This is a genomic window from Georgenia sp. EYE_87, from assembly GCF_023148685.1.
Taxonomy (GTDB): domain Bacteria; phylum Actinomycetota; class Actinomycetes; order Actinomycetales; family Actinomycetaceae; genus Georgenia.
Genome location: NZ_JAHXNL010000008.1, coordinates 1 through 18018 on the forward strand (window position 1 = coordinate 1; position 18018 = coordinate 18018).

The 18018-nt window shown below is 68.0% G+C and carries 15 protein-coding genes and 1 pseudogene; 11 read left to right on the forward strand and 5 right to left on the reverse strand.

The window, feature by feature from the left end; all coding sequences use genetic code 11:
• Both KZX45_RS12355 and KZX45_RS12360 read left to right on the forward strand, forming a co-directional pair.
• Positions 1-1238: McrB family protein (locus tag KZX45_RS12355; protein ID WP_248258050.1), on the forward strand; the 1238-nt coding region annotated here is incomplete at its 5' end.
• Positions 1238-2482: an McrC family protein gene (locus KZX45_RS12360; RefSeq protein WP_248258051.1), complete on the forward strand. Its 1245-nt coding sequence runs from the start codon at positions 1238-1240 to the stop codon at positions 2480-2482. The genes KZX45_RS12355 and KZX45_RS12360, both read left to right, overlap by 1 nt.
• Before the next feature lie 478 nt (positions 2483-2960).
• On the opposite strand, the pseudogene KZX45_RS12365 reads toward KZX45_RS12360, so the two are convergent.
• A pseudogene (locus KZX45_RS12365) lies at positions 2961-4619 on the reverse strand (IS1634 family transposase).
• A gap of 241 nt (positions 4620-4860) precedes the next feature.
• Between KZX45_RS12365 and KZX45_RS12370 the strand changes: the two are divergent.
• The 4 genes from KZX45_RS12370 to KZX45_RS12385 all read left to right on the forward strand — a co-directional run bounded on the left by KZX45_RS12370 (position 4861) and on the right by KZX45_RS12385 (position 8753).
• A complete protein-coding gene (locus KZX45_RS12370) occupies positions 4861-5544 on the forward strand; it encodes a VWA domain-containing protein (protein WP_248258052.1) in 684 nt (227 codons plus the stop codon).
• A gap of 8 nt (positions 5545-5552) precedes the next feature.
• Positions 5553-6467, forward strand: coding sequence for a PP2C family serine/threonine-protein phosphatase (locus KZX45_RS12375; protein WP_248258053.1), 915 nt, complete (start codon positions 5553-5555; stop codon positions 6465-6467).
• On the forward strand, positions 6464-8401 hold the full coding sequence (locus KZX45_RS12380; protein ID WP_248258054.1) for a hypothetical protein: 1938 nt from the start codon (positions 6464-6466) through the stop codon (positions 8399-8401). The genes KZX45_RS12375 and KZX45_RS12380 overlap by 4 nt, the downstream gene beginning before the upstream one ends.
• A 187-nt stretch (positions 8402-8588) precedes the next feature.
• On the forward strand, positions 8589-8753 hold the full coding sequence (locus KZX45_RS12385; protein WP_248258055.1) for a DUF4236 domain-containing protein: 165 nt from the start codon (positions 8589-8591) through the stop codon (positions 8751-8753).
• A gap of 1419 nt (positions 8754-10172) precedes the next feature.
• Here the strand turns inward: KZX45_RS12385 and KZX45_RS12390 are convergent.
• From KZX45_RS12390 to KZX45_RS12400, 3 genes are all read right to left on the reverse strand, one after another.
• Positions 10173-10841, reverse strand: coding sequence for a response regulator transcription factor (locus KZX45_RS12390; protein ID WP_248258056.1), 669 nt, complete (start codon positions 10839-10841; stop codon positions 10173-10175).
• Complete coding sequence (locus KZX45_RS12395) at positions 10841-12061, reverse strand: sensor histidine kinase (protein ID WP_248258057.1); 1221 nt, start codon at positions 12059-12061, stop codon at positions 10841-10843. The genes KZX45_RS12390 and KZX45_RS12395 overlap by 1 nt, the downstream gene beginning before the upstream one ends.
• A gap of 151 nt (positions 12062-12212) precedes the next feature.
• Positions 12213-13259: a hypothetical protein gene (locus KZX45_RS12400; RefSeq protein ID WP_248258058.1), complete on the reverse strand. Its 1047-nt coding sequence runs from the start codon at positions 13257-13259 to the stop codon at positions 12213-12215.
• A gap of 239 nt (positions 13260-13498) precedes the next feature.
• Between KZX45_RS12400 and KZX45_RS12405 the strand changes: the two genes are divergently transcribed.
• The 5 genes from KZX45_RS12405 to KZX45_RS12425 all read left to right on the forward strand — a co-directional run bounded on the left by KZX45_RS12405 (position 13499) and on the right by KZX45_RS12425 (position 16727).
• A complete protein-coding gene (locus tag KZX45_RS12405) occupies positions 13499-13945 on the forward strand; it encodes a nitroreductase/quinone reductase family protein (protein WP_248258059.1) in 447 nt (148 codons plus the stop codon).
• Between the two features lie 151 nt (positions 13946-14096).
• A complete protein-coding gene (locus KZX45_RS12410; RefSeq protein ID WP_248258060.1) occupies positions 14097-15209 on the forward strand; it encodes a sensor histidine kinase in 1113 nt (370 codons plus the stop codon).
• Positions 15206-15871 (forward strand): response regulator transcription factor, encoded by a 666-nt coding sequence (locus tag KZX45_RS12415; protein WP_248258061.1) that lies wholly within the window; start codon positions 15206-15208, stop codon positions 15869-15871. The genes KZX45_RS12410 and KZX45_RS12415 overlap by 4 nt, the downstream gene beginning before the upstream one ends.
• A gap of 173 nt (positions 15872-16044) precedes the next feature.
• A complete protein-coding gene (locus KZX45_RS12420; protein WP_248258062.1) occupies positions 16045-16329 on the forward strand; it encodes a type II toxin-antitoxin system Phd/YefM family antitoxin in 285 nt (94 codons plus the stop codon).
• Positions 16326-16727, forward strand: a complete 402-nt coding sequence (locus KZX45_RS12425; RefSeq protein ID WP_248258063.1) for a type II toxin-antitoxin system VapC family toxin — start codon at positions 16326-16328, stop codon at positions 16725-16727. The genes KZX45_RS12420 and KZX45_RS12425 overlap by 4 nt, the downstream gene beginning before the upstream one ends.
• 54 nt (positions 16728-16781) lie before the next feature.
• Here the strand turns inward: KZX45_RS12425 and KZX45_RS12430 are convergent, their stop codons facing one another.
• On the reverse strand, positions 16782-17885 hold the full coding sequence (locus KZX45_RS12430; RefSeq protein WP_248258064.1) for an NAD(P)/FAD-dependent oxidoreductase: 1104 nt from the start codon (positions 17883-17885) through the stop codon (positions 16782-16784).
• Positions 17886-18018: the final 133 nt, after the last annotated feature.

The following is an 18018-nucleotide window of genomic DNA, read 5'->3' on the forward strand; positions in this document are numbered from 1 at the left end:
AAGGTAGCGTCGGGCACGTCGAGGTCTTCCGGATGGGTGGCGTGAGAACCTCCATCTTCGGAAGACCTCGACCCCTATCCGGCGACCGACGCGCCGACCCGCACTACACCCTCAACTGCGAAGAGCCGGTTTACCTGGGCCACATCCAGGGCGAACCGGTCCACAGCGAGCACGCCGACACCCGCACCACCATCCGCAGGGCCGTCACATGGAGTCACGACGGAATCGACTTCACGCAGCTCGACGAGGCTCTGCAAGCGCGACTGAAGTCCTCGGCCACCGTCGTCGACCTTACCGAGGTCGCCGACTCCGTCGAGGCACTGCTCGGCACCGCAACGGTCGTCATACCTGAAGTCGCCCTTGCGGATCTCCCTGGGGAGGTAGTCGAGCTTCTCCTGGTAGGGGCACCGTGGCTGAACGAGCTCACCGACCTCCTGCGTACCAGACGGCAGGTCATCCTCCACGGTCCCCCCGGCACGGGAAAGACGTTCATCGCACTGGCCGTGGCGGAAGAGCTGACAGACCGGGCCAACGTCACGCTCGTCCAGTTCCACCCGGCCTACTCCTATGAGGACTTCTTTGAGGGCTATCGGCCCACCACAGTCGATGACAGCGGCCGGGTCGGCTTCGCCCTCACCCCCGGTCCTTTCCGGAAGGTCGTCGACCAGGCTAAGGAGGACCCCGGCAACCCCTACTTCTTGATCATCGATGAGATCAACAGGGCCAACCTCGCCAAGGTCTTCGGCGAGCTGTATTTCCTGCTCGAGTACCGCGAACGGACCATCGATCTCATGTACGGCTCGGGCGACGAGGGCCGCGACTTCTCCTTACCGAAGAACGTCTACATCATCGGCACAATGAATACCGCCGATCGTTCGATCGCGCTTGTCGACGCCGCCATGCGCCGACGGTTCGCATTCCTATCCCTCCACCCAGACGACCCGCACCTGCGGGGCATGCTTCGGACCTGGCTCGGGCGCCACGGCTTGCCCACCCTCGCCGCCGACCTGCTCGACGTCCTGAACGCACGCATCCCTGATAAGGACTTCAAGATCGGACCGGCGTACTTGATGAAGCCCGACGAGGTGGCGAGCGACGCCGGGCTCGACCGGATCTGGCGCACGTCCATCCTCCCTCTGCTTGAGGAGCTCCACTACGGCGACGATGGCATGGACGTGCAACGCACATACGGGCTACCCGCACTTCGGGCCGCGTTGCCTGGCGTTGCGGAAGAGTGATGGATTTCGGGGCCAAGCGGCGCCGGGTCGACCTGGTCGAGAACGGCCCCGGGCTGGACGTCGTCCTGGACATCGAGACCGGAATGGCCCTGGCACAGACTGGCTTTATCGATGCCCGACTCATTCCGGGCACACGAGCTTGGACCCTGCAGCCGCTGTCCAAGGTCGGTACCGTCGCGCTCGGCAGCGTCGAGGTTCACGTCAGGCCGAAGGTCCCTATCAGCCGCGTGATCTTCCTGCTGGAGAGCAGTCTGAAGTCCGCCCGATGGCGCGACGACACGGTGAACGTCGCCCCCGCAGAAGACCTCCTACTCGCGGTCGTGGACTCGTTTGAGCGCCTCGCCTCGCGCGCGCTCCAGCAAGGACTTCTGCAGGGCTACCGCACGGTCGATGAAGCCATACCCGTCGTACGAGGTCGACTGCGCGAGTCTGATCAGATCCGGCGAAGGTTCGCTCTACCTGTGCCGGTCGAGGTGCGCTATGACGACTTCACCGTAGACACGGCCGAGAACCGGCTGCTGCGCGCGGCTGTAACCATCTGCCGCCGCCTACCAATACTCGATCGTCGTCTCCGTCACCGGTTGCAGCGGTTGGATCTTCTTCTCGCTGGCGTTTCTCCAGCGCATCGGGGCGCCCCACTCGAGGGATGGGCGCCGAGCCGGCTCAATGCGCGCTTTCACAGCGCGTTGTTTCTCGCCGAGGTCATCGTCAAGGCGTCGTCGTTTGAACGGTCCGGGACCGGGTTGGCCGTCTCGGGCTTCGTCATCGACATGGCCAAAGTCTTCGAGGATTTCCTTTGTGCCCACCTCGGCAAGCTCCTGCTTCAGGCTGGCGGCCGGGTCGCCACACAGGACCCATGGCATCTCGACGTCGGCCGCACCGTGCGCATGAAACCCGACCTCGTCTGGTACGCGGACACATCGGGGCCGTCCGCCGTCGTTGACGCCAAATATAAAGCTGAGAAGCCCGCGGGCTTCCCAGACGCCGACCTCTACCAAATGCTCGCCTACTGCACGGCCCTACGATTGCCGACGGGATATCTCATCTACGCGAAGGGAAACGCGGCGGGCGCAACCCATCATGTCCGACATGCCGACGTCGAGATTCGGGCAGTGACCATAGACCTTTCTGAGCAACCAACGGGACTACTTGCACAACTGGACAAGATCGCATCGGAGATTGTCGACGGTGCATGCCCCGCCGCACCCCCTGCAGATCGCCAAATGGCCTCACGTCATTTGTGAAGCCCCGTCGTGGCACCCGGGTTCGACCTCCGCCGCGCCGAACCGCGTAGACCACTGTCCCCGCGCCGAACCTCAGCCTCCCATCGGCGACAGGAGGACCTGCGGCTGCATAGTTCCCCATTCTCCAGCGCCAGTGCGCGGTCCGCCACTGCCGGATGGTTGAAGGTCCCGGGCCGGGACGATGATGATCGAGACGAACGTCGCCGGGACATGGGCTGCCGCAGGCGAAAACGCCGACCGCCGAGGCCCGGCACCCGATATGGAACGACCTCGTCCCAACCACAGAACCACCCCGAGGATAAGGATCGTCCCGATCGCGGCGAACGCGCCCGCTAGAGCCCCCGAGCAGGGGGCATCAGCTCGAGCCGCTCGACTGGGAGAATAGGGACGTTTGTCGGACACTGACTGCCTTCCGGCGATACAGTCGTCCTCGCCATCTGCATACTCAAAGGGGAACGGCGTTATGACCTGAGTTCGGTCATTCGGTTGGTGCCTGAGTCTTGCCGGTCGTGAGGGTGTCGATGATGGCTTGTCGGTCGGGGTCGATCTGCGGCGGGATGGTCTGGGTGGCGCCGTTGGCCGTGATGGTCGCCGAGCGCAGCGGCCGTACCTGGCGGACGACGTTGCGGATCGCGAGCCCGGAGCGTCAGCTGAACCTCGCGGGAGACGGCCAGTGCGGTGAACACGATGGTCAGGTGGGCCTCGATCGCGTCCCCGGTCCGCACGAACATCGGCCGGGCGGCCAGATCGGTCTTGGACATTCGGAAGGACTGCTCGACGTGCCAGAGCTCGTGGTAGGACCCAACGACCTCACCGGCGGGCATCAGCCGAGCGGGGATGTTCGTCACGTAGCCCTTCAGCCCGACCAAGCGCCGGGCGCGGGTCAGGGCGGCTTCGTCGAGGCTGCGCGCGTCACCGGTGGTCCTGACGAACCGCGGGGTGCGGGCGGCCTTCTCTCCGGCGACGACGGCCCGGGCCTTGTTCTCCTGCAGAGTGAGCGTCTTTGCGTCCCGCGCCGCCCGCTTCGCCGAGTAGGACCACACCGCCCGCCACGACCCCGGATGCTGCTCCAGGTCCCAGACCGGCTCGACACGAACCGCGTCGTTGTTCTCGCTGCGCCGGCCGGTCCTGGGGGTGATGGTGTCGATGACCTGGGCGTCGGTGAACGCATCCCCGTGCCAACGGAAGTGCGAGGCCAGGTCCATCGGCGCCTTGGTCACCCAGGAGCCGACGATGAAGCGCAGGTTCGCCTCCTCCAGCGCGGCCAGATTGGCCGCCGAGAGCATGCCGGCGTCGGCGACGACGACCATGTCCTCGATGTTGTGCCGGTCCTGGAACTGCTTGACGATCGGCACGATCGTTGCCGTCTCGGCATGATTGCCCTCTTAGCAGCCGATCTCGAGCGGGAACCCGTGCCGGTCGACGAGCAGACCGACGACGATCTGGGGGTCGACGCGGCGTTCCTTGGAGAACCCGACCTTGCGCAGGTCGTCCTCCTTCTCCGCCTCGAAGTACAACGTCGTCACGTCGTACAAGCACAGCGAGACATCACCGCTGGTCGCAGCATGGGTGAAGCACAACGCGGCGATCTTGTCCCGGTAAGCGCCCGGCCCCTCGCCGGCCGCGGCCCGGGCCAGGGTGCGGCGCATCGTCTTCTCGCTCGCCGGCCTGGCGCCGAGGTCGGTCAGCACCCGGGCGGTGTCCAGGATCGAGGTCGGCTCCACGATCCGGGCGATCACCAGATCCCGGAACACCACGTCACCCAGGGCGTCGAACCCTAGATCGGTGAACACCGCGGTCAGTGCGTCGTAGAGCACCGCGAGGCGGTCCCCACCACCCGCGGCGGTGCCACCGGCCCCCGCTCACGTACCGCCGGGCCCGGCTCGCCGAAGAGGGCCGGCACCCCGGGCCGGCCGATCAGCGTCGTCCTCGGTGCCACGGGCTCGAGGCCAAGGTCGAGCTCGCCCTGTCCCGGGTCATCCAGCAGCTCCCGCGCCCGCTCGAGGAGCAGCCCGACCTCGGCCTCGGTATGCGCCGACCCGACGTGGGCGAGGATCCGTCGACGGCCCTTGACGGACTCAGCGATCTGCACGGCCGTCGCTCCCGAGGCCGTCCGTACCCGCCGAATCCACGCCACGCGCCCCACGGTAGAGCACCAATTAGTGCCTCAAAACCGCCGCCTCCACACCCATCACCGCAGGTCAACGAGCTGCCCGATCTTGAAGCGCGGCGCGGTGACCAAACTCAGGAGAGCCCCCGAGCAGAGTGCATCAGCTCGAGCCGCTCGACTGGGAGAATAGGGACGTTTGTCGGACACTGACTGCCTTCCGGCGATACAGTCGTCCTCGCCACTTGCATACTCAAAGGGGAACGGCGTTATGACAGACCAGGTCGGGTACGACGGGTTCGAGTTCAAGCACAATCCAGAAGTAGACTTCGCAGACAATCCGGAACCCCGAGTCCCGCTGCTGTTACTTCTGGACGTCTCGTACTCAATGTCAGGGAAGCCAATCGAGGAGCTGAACGACGGCCTGCGAGTGCTCGAGGAGCAGATCCGGGGCGACAGCCTCGCGAGCAAGCGCGTCGAGATCGGAATCGTCACCTTCGGACCGGTCGAGACGAAGCAGGAGTTCGTCGGCGCCATGTCGTTCCAGGCCCCCACGCTTACGCCTCAAGGCAACACTCCAATGGGGTCCGCCATCGCCCAGGCTGTCGGGATGGTGCACGAACGCAAGCAGGTATACCGGGACAATGGCGTCAAGTACTACCGGCCCTGGATCTTCTTGATTACTGACGGCGCGCCCACCGATTCCTGGCACGAAGCAGCAAGCCTCGTCCGCGAGGGCGAGGCGTCCAAGAAGTTCGCCTTCTTCGCAATCGGCGTTCAGGGGGCCGACATGGACACGTTGGGGAAGATCAGTTCCCGCGCACCGCTGCCGCTACAGGGGCTGAACTTCCGTGAGCTCTTCATGTGGCTCTCAAGCTCTCTGCAGTCCGTGTCGCAGTCCGTCCCTGGCACCGAAGTGTCGTTGGAGTCTCCCGCTGGGTGGGCCGCGGTGTGACGTGGCGCGTGCTCTTCGCGTCCCAGGAGGGCACATCCCATAGCGCTTCGGGAGTCCCGTGCCAGGACGACTGCTGGGCCAGCGTCGAGGAAGTCGACGGTGCGGCGCTCCTAACAATATTTGTCGCCGACGGGGCTGGCTCGGCCAGTCGTGGGCATGACGGGGCGCAGAATGCAGTGCGCGAGGCGATCGCCTTCGTCACCAGCAGGGCGCACGACGATCTTCCCGGGCTCTTCACGGAAACTTCCGGACGCGACCTTGTAAACGCAGTTCGTGGTGCTCTAACGGCGCAGAGCGATAACTCCGGCATACCTATCCGTGAGTACGCGTGCACCTTCTTGGCGGTACTTTCGTCCGCCGAGCACGGCACCTTGGCGGTCCAGATCGGCGATGGCGGCATAGTCCTCGATTTCGGTAATGGTCTTTTCGTCCCGATCGAACCGATGGGAGGAGAATACGCCAATGCGACTCGCTTCGTGACCGAGGCCGACGCCCATGAGATCGTCGAAGTTCGTCATTACGATAAGAGTGCGGTTAGAGCGGCAGCCTTCACTGACGGTTTGGAACCATTAGCCTTAAATCAGGCAGAGAACACAGCTCACCCCCGGTTCTTCGCCCCCTTCTTCGACTCATTATCCTCACCTACGACGCCGGACGAAGAATTCTGCTGGCAGGACAGGCTGACCGGCGCCCTCGTACGGTTCCTCAATAGCGACGCGGTGAATAGTCGGACAGACGACGACAAGACTTTGGCGTTGGCGGTTCACCAGGGCGAGAAGCAGGTCGTGACGCCCGGCGGAGCGAATCATGAGCAGGACAACCCGTCCCCTCTCGGTCAGGATGGGGCTAACGCATATACTCCCGACGACCGAGACAACCGTGGTGTCAACGGGATAAAAATCGACACTGAGGTAACACCATGAGCACCGTCCTTGTTACAGGATCCGGAACTCCCGTCAAGCTCGCCAAGGAGATAGGCCGTGGCGGCGAGGGATCTGTCTTTACAATTTCAGCCAGGCCCGACCGCGTGGCGAAGGTGTATCACAGGCCGCCGGACAGAGAGCGCCAGTCGAAGCTGCAGCTCATGGCAAACAACGCCGACGACACTCTCCTAAGTTTCGTCGCGTGGCCAGAAACAACCCTTCACGACCAAAGGGGAACGGTTGTTGGGTTTGTGATGCCAAAGCTCGCAGACGACCAAGCTCCAGTCCACGCCTTCTACAGCCCCGCCCACCGCAAGGCTGAACACCCAGGTGCCACCTGGGAGTTTCTCTTGCTGGCAGCGCGCAACACAGCGGCGGCCTTCGCTGTCGTGCACAATCACGGGCACGTCATCGGGGACGTGAACCAGAACGGGATATACGTTGCTAAGGATGCCCGAATATCGCTAGTGGACGCCGACTCCTTCCAGATTTCCGACCCCCGCGGCTCGTTGTATCGGTGCAAGGTGGGCGTACCTGAGTTCACCCCTCCCGAACTGCAGGACAGTCCATCGTTAGCGGCCGTGACACGTGCGCCCAATCACGACAATTTCGGTTTAGCCGTCCTAATATTTCATTTGCTCTTCGCAGGACGCCACCCCTATGCCGGGGTTCCACTGCTCGACCATGTCGGCGCAGATATGACCACCGACATCCGCCACCTTAGGTACGCGTACAGCGCGGACAGCCAAAGCCGAGGACTAACTCCACCGCCGCGAAGCGTGCCCGCCTCAGTTGTCCCGGGCGAGGTGCAGAAAATGTTCTACGAGGCGTTCACTGAGAAGGGCCTCCAGGGCGGCCGGCCGTCAGCGACGCAGTGGAAGCACGCTTTAGATGAGGTACGCCGCTCCATCCGGAACTGCAACGTCAGCCGAACGCACCGCTTCCCCGGCAACCTCCGTGCCTGCCCGTGGTGCGCCCTCGAAGGGCAGGGTGTCACTCTTTTCATCGATCTAGGCACCAAGGTCACCTATACCCAGTCTGGCTTCGTCTTGGAGAAGGCTTGGGCACTCGTCGAGCGCGTGCAGGCTCCCCCTCCTATACCCCAACCCGTCCCTGAACGCATTGACGTCGAGGCGAAGCCACTCCCTCCGGGTGTGCCCTCCCGTGGCAACATCAGAGTCCTGCGCATCTTGGTCGTCGCCATAACGGTCGGTCTCGTCGCAGGTTTGCCCGACCTCGCCTTGTGGATGTTCCTTGTCGGTGTGGCGGGGTGGGCCGGCGTCACCGCCCGCGCAAAGCCCCTAAAAGCCGAGCGAAGGTCGCGCGAAGCGGAGCTGCAAGCCGCTCAGGAAGAGTTTCAGAGACAGACGTCGCGTCTGGAACGAGAGACCATCGGCCGGTTCCACTCGCGCAGGCAAGAGCTCGCTGGCCTCGCTGACGAGTACCGGCATCTCGCAGAGTTTGAGCGGCGGCAACTTGCGAAGCTGGACGCCACAGTGCGCGAGCGGCAGCTTCTGCGGCACCTCCAGGCCGCCTTCATCGACACGGCGAACATTCGGGGGCTCGGCCCAACTCGGAAGGCCGCGTTACGGTCTTTCGGCATCGAAACTGCAGCGGACATAGACGCGACAAGGATTCGTCAGGTCCGCGGTTTCGGAGATGCTCTCACCCACAGCATGGTCGCCTGGCGCCGTGAACAAGAGCGCAGGTTCCGCTTCGATCCGAACCACCCGTCGATCAAGGCCGACCGCGACGCCACCAAGGCGACGTTTCAAGTACGGCGCCGCCTGATCGAGCAGCAACTTCAGATGGCGCCTAACGAGCTCAGCCGCATAGCACGAGAGGCTTCGGCGCGTGCCGCTGTCATTCAGCCGCATCTCGAGGGCGCAGCACAGCGTCTTGCGCAGGCACGGACGGACCTCCGCATGGCCTAAGTGCAGCGACATCGCGGGCGGCCGCCCCCGGTTGCCCTCCGGCGACCGACGCTCGGGTTCACCGAGGTGCGCTTCGAGGTCTTTTAAAAGAGTGACGGTGAGCGGCGCCTCGGACCCGCGGCCCCACGGAACAACTTGTTGGCCCGTATCGGCCCAAGGACTGTACGCGTTACGGGACAATACCGGCATGGGCTTCTACTTCCGGAAGAGCAAGAGGGTTGGTAAGCGTGGCCGCATCAATGCCTCCAAGTCGGGCGTCTCATACAGCCATCGGCTTGGCCCGATCACTGTGAACTCCCGCGGCCGAGTCACCCTGCGGATCGGCAAGGGCATTGGCATCCGTCTACGATGACGTGGCCGGCTCGGCACGCTGCACCAGCCGGCACACGGCATGCAATGCGGCAGGGGCCGGGCAACGGCCGAGGAGCATTCTGTCTAACTGCGTGCGCCGCTCCTCGCCGAACTACTGAAACCCGGTCCTGCTAGATCGACACATGCTCAACCTGCATCGGCATCTTTGAAGTGGACGAGGTCTTAAGGCGATCGTGTTCGCCCCCACGTTACCGTTACCGTTGACTATCGGACCTCGCGCATTTGACCACGGCGAACGGCATGGAGTCCCATTCGAGAAGATTGGTCCAGGCCAGTCCATTCGGTTGGCGGCTCGCCGTAACAATGAGTCAGTCGTCCGGCGTGTGTGCGGGGCCGTAAACGGATTAGCTAGCTCGCCTAAGGAACTCAGTGTATTGGGAGCGTCCTACGGCGATCCGAAACGCAACACGGACGGCGCACCTGTTGAGACGATGGCAGTGTGACGACTTACCGCCGCCGAGGTCACTATCGCAGAGGCCCCAACGGCCAGAGGGTCTGGGTTTCCAGCCACATGGTCACTCGATCAAGCGGCGGCTACCGCAACACCCTGCGCTCGTCATCAAGTCGGGAGCCGTCTGCGCGGCCATCCAGGATGATCCCGATGGCAGCCGCACCTCGATCACAGGAGAAGCCGTACTCCGCCCGGTGGCTCCGGCCTAATGCATCGTGTCCTGTCTGCGGTGCTTCCGTCTTCTTCTATGCGAATGAACACGGGAGCCGCGTATACTTCGACGAACTCGGTCCCCCGTGGTCGAAGCATCCTTGCACCGACAGCACGTTGTTCCTCCACTCCGGCGCGCCACCACGTCAGCGAGTCACGCCGACCGCATACCAGGACCGTGTCGGTAGGAGAGTCCTCAGAGACGCACGGCGCTATGACAGATTCCTTCGATATCTGGCGAGCACTTGGTCCGACAGGCCCCTCGCCGATTCGACAGCACGGCTGGTACTTGGTTCGTGGCACAACCACCAGGGCACTCTGATCCACCTAGAACGTCCCTACGAGAGCGCGCCGGAAGAAGCATGGGGTACCCCAGCGCACATCTCGCTAGAGCGTGGTGATCTAGTTTTTATCGCGGACGGCTACATGTCATTCTTCGACGTTGAACGGATGGAAGGCGCCCGCGTGCCGGTTTACTTCCAGCATCGACTTACGAAGCCGTCGCTCGCGCACCGCATCGCTGCCTGGGTACGACCTCAGAACAATGAATGATCAGGACGAACTGCTCAACACGCCCGCTCCTATCTCCACGCCGGCAGGCGCCAGGCGCCCATCCCACCCTCGTCAACTTCAGGCACGAGCCACGCGACCGTACAATCGGGCTTCGGAACGGCAGCAAGGGGCTCCGGCCAAGGCGGGCAGACGGTCGGCGGCAGCACTACTGGAGGAGCTGGAAGCTTAGGCAATTCCCGGACGCACGAACCCCGACTCGTAGGCACGCACGACGGCCTGGGTACGGTCCCGCACCCCAAGCTTGGCCAGGATCGAGCCGACGTGTGTCTTGACCGTCTCGGTGCCTAGGAACAGTTTCGCGCTGATCTCCGCGTTCGATAGCCCGGACGCGAGGAGCCGGAGCACTTCCTGCTCCCGCTCGGACAGCTGGGCTCGGACGAGCCGGTCGCCGTTCTCGGCCGTGGCGGATGCGGCGACGAGCCGGCGCAGCGCCGTCGGGAACAGAAGCGCCTCCCCGCGCGCGACCACCCGGATGCCCTCGAGCACCTGCTCCGGGTGGGCCCGCTTGAGGAGGAACCCGCTCGCGCCCGCGCGCAGGGCGTCAAGGACGTAGTCGTCGTTCTCGAAGGTCGTCAGGACGAGCACCCGCGGAGCCACGGCACCCACACGGTCGGCCTGTGTGAGCAGCGCCCGCGTGGCCGAAATGCCGTCCCGGCCCGGCATCCGCACGTCCATCAACACGACGTCTGGACGCGTCCGGGCGAAGGCGTCGGGCACGTCGGCGCCGTCGGCGACCTCGCCGACCACCTTGAGGTCGGGCTCGGCGTCGATGATGTACCGCAGGCCGCCGCGCACAAGCGCCTCGTCGTCGACGAGCAGGACCTTCACCGTCACTATGCCTCCCACGGCAACCGGGCGCGGACCACCCACCGGCCCTCCTCGATGCCCCAGGTCATCTCACCACCGAGAGCGACGGCCCTCTCCCGCATCCCGGCCAGGCCCCGCCCGGTCCCGGGGCTACCGGCTCCCCCACCGGCCAGGCCATTGACCACTTCGATCCCGACGGCGGAGCCGGCGAGCTCGATGGCGATGCCGACGCTGCCGTCCCCGTGGCGTAGGGCGTTCGTCGTCGCCTCACGGACAACGGCGTAGCAGGCTCGGGAGACGAGGGGCGGCACTTGGTCCGTGGCCGGCAGAGCGAGCGTGGCCTCGGCACCCGCGGTGCGCAGTTCGCGGGCGAGCGTGGGCAGGTCGGCGAGTGTCCGGTCGCCCGCGGCGGCCTCCGCAGCAGTCGGGGCTTCGCCCTGCCGAAGCAGTCCAAGCGCACGGTCGAGCTCCGCCGCGGCGTCCCGACCGGTGCCTGCGATCGCGGCGAGCGCGGAGCGGACGAACTCGGGATCACGGTCGAGTGCCCGCTCGGCGGCTGCGGCCTGAAGCGAGGTGACTGTCAGGGCGTGACCGACGCTGTCGTGCAGGTCCCGGGCGAGGGCGTCGCGGGCCGCGAGCTGGCGCTTCTCCTCCTCGAGCTGTGCGATCCGCTCCTGCGCGGACGGCCCGAGCAGCACCGGCGCGAGGAGGCGGAGAAGCTCGCCGAGCCACCAGAAGACATAAGCGGGCACCACTAGGAGGACGACCGCGAGAACGACGGCGGGCACCACCGGCAGGCCGCCGAGCGCGCCGAGCGTCCGGTCCAGGACGGTGACGCCCGACTGCCGGGCCACGAGCGTGACGGCGACCGGCACGCAGACGAGCAGAGAGAGGACTGCGACCGCTCCGGTAGCGAGCAGGGTGAGGTACCACGCCGCCCCGCGCAGGCTAGCACTGGTGCCGCGTCCGGGCAGGACGGGCAGGTCGGCGTCGAGGAAGGTGCGGGCCGCGAGCGCCTCGAGGACCCGCACCGAGTGGAGAAACGGCGGGGCCAGGACGATAGCAGCGGTCACGACAACGAGCGCAGTGATTACCGCGCTCGGGACGTCCGGCTGTCCGTACATCTGGCCGAACCCTGCAATGAGCAGCCCGTACGCCGCCGCGACCACGCCGCCGATGACGAGGAGCACCCCGCGGCGCGGCGTCGCCGCGCTGGTCAACGGCAGCAGCACCCTCGGGACGGCCATGGCCGCAAGTCTGCCCGAACCTCCCATCACCTCGACCAACCCTTTCTCTTGGAGGCTCGTGCAGTTCGCGTCAACGCCGAGCAGGCGGACGCCGCCCGCCTGCGTTTCGGGCAGGAGTAGCCGGCCGACGGCGGACGGGGCGCCCACCCAGTCAGAGGACCGGGATTCGTACTTCCGCATCCACCGACGCCCGCCGCTCGCCGGCGCGGCGCAGCGCGTATGCCAGCGTCGCCGCGCCGAGCGCCAGCCCCCACAACGGCCACAGGAAAGTCGGCCCTGCGGCTGCCCAGTTCTCGATGATCTCGGTGGCCATGTCGTCGGCCATCGCCTGGCGGAACATCGAGATTCCCGCCGGGGTGACGATGATGGATACGAAGGTGGCGGGGACGACGGCGGCCGCAGGCGGCACTCGGCGACCGCCGATGCCCGGCACCCAGGACGGGACGATCTCGCCCCAGCGCTGGACGAGCCCGATGGTGAGAATGGCTCCGAGGACGGCGAATGCGCCAAGCCAGACGCCGGCGAGCAGCGACCCTTCCGAGCGCGCGACCTCCCAGAATTCGGGGTCAAAGCCGAGCGGGTAGACCAGCCAGACGAAGCGGGTGAGGGCGTAGGTCAGCGGCGGGACGACAGCGACGGCCACCGCCCATCTCCCCCACCGGGCTGCGGCGTCGGGGCGCGCCCACGCCGGCACTGGCACGGGGTGCCTGCGCAGATGTTCCCGGGCTGCCGCGCCCCACAGCAGGACGCCCGCGACCACGATCAGCTGGACGACGAGGCTGGCGTCGAAGGTGCGTACCAGCGAGTCGCGCATGCCTTCGTGGAACGGTGCCATGACGAGCGCGAGGGGCAGGTACCCCACGAGCGCCAGCAGGCCGGCGGTGAGTGTGAGCAGTGCCAGGGCGGCGCCGGCGACGGCCCCGACCATCACCGGGCGGGCTGCGCCGTCGCGGCGGCGGGGAGCTCCGGCGTCGGACGCGTTCGCCTCCGAGGTGAACCGGGCCGCCGTCGCGGCGAGGACGGCGGCCAGCGCGGCGGCGACGACGAGGAACACCGGCAGCGGCATCAGCCCGGCGAGCGCGGCGGTCGGGGTGGGCAGGTGGTTTGCGAGGGCGAGGTCGGGGCCGGTGGCGGCAAGGACGAGTCCTGCGCCGGCGGCGAGCGTCCAGTACGTGGTGGGGTTGATCGCGTGTCTCATGCCTCCACCCTCGTCAGCCGCGAGCGCGGGCGGATCACCCGCGACGGTGGTCCGGGTCCGCAGCGCTCCCCCGGGCGAGGGAGGCCGCCCTCAGGTGAGGCCCGGAGGCGGCGGCGGTACGGTGAAGAGGCAGGCCCTACCCCGACACGGTCGTCGGTGCACCGGGGCACGTCGCATCCGTGATGTCCCCGGCACGTGGCGCTCCCTGCTCGTGGCCGGGCATCGATGGAGGTGCGGATGTGGACAGGTGGCGGAAGACGCTGAGGCGCACGGGCGGCCGGATCGGGGTCTGGCTGTACCGCACGCTCGACGGAAGGCTGTCCAGCGGCAGCAAGAAGGTGACCGTCCTGATGATCACGACCCCGGGGCGTCGGACGGGGATCCCCCGCTCGACCTGCGTGCGCTACCTCGAGACCGCCGACGGGTTCGTCGTGTGGGGCACCGGATCGGGCTCGCCGAGCGACCCCGACTGGTTCCGGAACCTGCGCCGGGCCGCCACGGCCGAGGTCCAGATCCGGTCGAGGCATCTCCGGGCGCGCCCGCGCGAGCTCACCGGCGCGGAGCGGGACACGGTCTGGCGCGACGTGGTGCTCGCCCGGGTGCCGGAGGTCGAGCGGTACGCGCGCAAGGCCGGGCGGACCATCCCGGTCGCCGTGCTGGAGCCGCTCACCGCGGCCCCGGGCTGACCCGGGCCGTCGGCGCACCGGTCACCGGCCGCGCCGTCTCGCCCACCGGGCAGAGGCGGCCCTCTCCCCCGCGGCCGATGCGCCGGACCACGCGCCCCGAGAGCATCGGGGCATGCCACCGCCGCCAGCGGCCCGCTCTAGACTCGCGGCCATGACGGACCGGACGGCGCGGGTCGCGGCCCCGGTAGCGCTCGCGCTGTTCGTCGCCGCCGGGATCTTCTTCGGCCGGCAGCCTGTCGCGGTGGCGGTGCCCGCCGCGCTGGTGGCGGGCGCCGTCGCCGTCGTCCTTGCGGTCCGCGCGACCACCGGGTGGGCTCTCCTGGTCGGCGCGGTGGTGGCCGGAGCAGCGGCCACCGCGGTGTCGTGGGGTGTCGCGTCCAACCTCGGCTGGTTCGCCCTGTTCATCCTGGTGGCCTGGTGCGCGCTCGGCGCCGGACGGGCGGAAACTTTCCTGCTCACCGCGGGCGTCGTCCTCACCGCCGCGGTCCAGTGGGTCCTCTACCCCGCGGACCTCGGCTGGGGCGCCTGGATCGCCGGCGCCCTGTTCACCGCCGTCCTGGGCGTGCTGGTCCGCCGCCAGCAGGACCTCCTCGAGCGGCTCCGGGCCGCGCAGGCCGGGCTGGCCGAGAGCGCCCGCCTCGAGGAGCGCACCCGGATCGCCCGCGAGATCCACGACGTCGTCGGGCACGCCCTGACCGTCTCCCTCCTGCACGTCACCAGCGCGCGCCTGGCCCTGGACGAGGACCCCGCCGAGGCGCGCGCGTCCCTGGAGGAGGCAGAGCGGCTCGGCCGCCGCAGCCTCACCGAGGTGCGTCAGGCCGTCGGCGTGCTGCGCGACCACGAACCCCGCTCCCTCGCCCCCATGCCGGGCGCCGGCCAGCTGGACGAGCTCGCGGAGTCCTTCCGCCACGCGGGCACGCCGGTCCGCCTCGAGGTGACCGGCGACCGCGCCGCACTCACCGCCACCGGCGGCCTCACCGTCTACCGGATCCTGCAGGAGGCGCTGACCAACGTCGCCCGGCACGCGCCCCGCTCCCCCGCCGACGTGCGCCTCGAGATCACCGGCGACGGCGTGCGGCTGAGCGTCGACAACCCGGTCACCGAGCCCGGCGACGGCGGGGACGACGGCGCCGGTATCCGCGGCATGCGCGAGCGGGCGGAGTGCCTCGGCGGCACCCTGACAGCAGGCCCGACGGCCACCGGCTGGCACGTGGCGGCCGTGCTCCCGAGCACGCTCGTCCCCGAGACGGAGAGGATCGCATGAGCGACCCCGTACGCGTCCTGCTCGTCGACGACCAGGACCTCATCCGCGCCGGCCTGCGCGGCATCCTGCGGCCGCGGTTCGGCTTCGACGTCGTCGGCGAGCTCGACGACGGTGGCGGCGTGGTCGCCGCCTGTGCGGAGCTGCGGCCCGACGTCGTCGTCATGGACGTCCGGATGCCCGGCACCGACGGCGTCACCGCCACCGCCCGCCTGCTCGCCTCCGACCACCCCGTGCCGGTGCTCGTGCTGACCACCTTCGAGGACGACGAGATCCTCGCCGGGGCGCTGCGCGCCGGCGCCGCCGGGTTCCTACTCAAGGGCGTGCCCGCCGAGGACCTCCAGCGCGCCGTCCGTACGGTCGCCGACGGCGGATCCTGGCTCGACCCGGCCGTCACCGGCCGCGTGCTCACCGCCTACCGCGACGGCGTCACCCTCCTGCCCGACGACGCCCTCGACGTGCTCACGCCCCGCGAGCGCGAGGTCCTCACCCTCGTCGGCGCGGGCCTGAACAACGCCGAGATCGCCGCGCGCCTCTACCTCGGCGAGGGCACGGTCAAGACCCACCTGGGCAACGTCTTCGCCAAGCTGCACCTGCGCGACCGCGCCGCCGCCGTCGTCCTCGCGTTCGACCACGGGCTCGTGCGGCCCGGGCTGCGCGACTGACCCGCGGGACCGACCCGCCGTCCGTGCCCGTGCGGCCACCATCCGTTCATCCGGACGGCTCATCGCCGTAACGGCAGGTTGGCCCCGTGCTGCAAGCGTTATGCCGTGAACCCCTCCGGGGCCGCCGTGGCCTCTCCCGCCCGGGTAGCACATCCGGTGCTTACCATCGGAGGATGACACGCATCGGGATCCGGGAGCTCCGCCAGCACGCGTCCCGATATGTCGCCCAGGCCAAGGCCGGCGAGACAGTCGAGGTGACCGACCGAGGCGAGCTGGTCGCGCTCCTGACACCCCCCGGGGGCCCGCGTACGGTGCGCGACCGGCTGCTCGCCACCGGACGGCTCGTCCCAGCGACCAGCCCGACCGGGCGACTCCGGTCCCCGCACCCCGTCCCGATCGCCGTCGGGGAGCCGACCAACCTGGAGCTGCTCGAGGCGGAGCGCGGGGAACGGCTGTGATCTACCTCGACTCGTCCGCTCTCATGAAGCTGGTCCGGCGGGAGGACGAGACAGCAGCCATCGTCGAGTGGCTCGACGCGCACCCAGACCTTCCCCTCGTCACCAGCGAGCTCGGACGGGTTGAAGTCCTGCGCGCGGCCCGAGGAGCCGGCGGCCACGCGCTGGCGGAGGCTCGCGCCGTCGTCGGCGATCTCGACCTGGTCCCACTTGACCGCGCTGTTCAGGACGTCGCCTGCGACCTCGGTGCTCCGATGTTGGGAACCCTGGATGCACTGCACCTGGCATCAGCGCTCCTGCTCGGCGACGGGCTGACGGCGCTCGTCACCTATGACCACCGACTCGCCGATGCCGCCCGGGACGCCGGCCTCGCCGTCGCGACGCCCGGTCAGCAGGTGTGATCGCGAGCTCTCCCGTGCTCGTGGCGGAGAACGATCTGTCGAGCCCGTGGGCGGTCAGGCCGCGGCCGGGGCCTTCGCCCGGCTGCGCGCGCCGATCGCCCTGGCCAGGTAGGCGGCGTCGCGGCCGACGCCGGGCAGCACCATCGAGCCGAACGCGTATTGGAACGCCAGCCCGCAGAAGTAGAGCCCGGGCACCGACCCGACGACGCCGCGGAGCTCCACCGGCCAGCCGTCCTCCATCGGGAGGGGTGGGCGGACCCAGTCGAAGTCCTGGCGGAACCCGGTGGCCCAGATGACGTTGGCGACGTCGAGCACCCGGCCGTCGGCCAGGACCGGCCTGCCGTCGGGCGAGGCGCCGGTGACCTTCGACTCGTAGCGGGCGACGCCGCGCTCGGCGAGGTGGTGGGCCTTGACCCTGGTAGTCGGGCCGCCCTCGTGACGCACCTTCTGCATCTCCTTGCGGCCCATCGGCGTGCGCCGCGTCAGCACGTGCTTCCACAGGAAGACCACGATCGGGATCGCCAGCTTCATCTTCCGGCTGCCCCACTCGAACGGGATGTTCCCGCGGTCGGGTCCCACCAGGATGGTCGGCCGCTCGGCCCCCACCTCGTAGGCGATGTCATAGCCGGAGTGGGAGGCGCCGACCACCAGCGTGGTCCCAGGCTGCAGCTGGCCGGGGTTCTTGTACTCCGAGGAGTGCAGCTGCCGGATCGCGGGGGCGAGCCGCTCCGCCACCTCCGGCACGTGCGGCAGCCTGCCGAACGTCCCGGTGGCGACCACGACGTTGTCGCACTCGAGGACATCGCCGCCGACGTGCGCGACGAACCCCCCGCCGTCGCGCGCCTCCTGGCTTTCGACCTTCGTCCCGAGACGGACCGGCAGTCCGAACTTGGCGGCGTACGACTCCAGGAAGTCGGCGACCTCGTCCTTGCCCGGGAAGTGCCAGGGCTCGCCGGGGAACGCCATCCCGGGGAGCCCGTCGTACTTCACGGGCGTGTAGAGCGTCAGCGAGTCGTAGTGGCAACGCCAGTTGTCACCGATGCGCTCGTTGCCGTCGACGATCAGGAACTCCCGGCCCTGCCGCTGCAGGTGGTAGCCGGTGGCGAGGCCGGCCTGGCCGGCGCCGACGATCAGCGTCTCGACGTGCTCGATGGTCATCTCGGACTCCTTGTGTGAAGGTCGCGCCGGTGTGAAGTTGCGCCGGCGAAGGTCCGGTGGGCGGCCCCTGCGGGTCGGCGCGGCGGCCGCCGTCTTGCCGCCGACGTTAGGAGCGTGGCACCGGGGCTCGCAT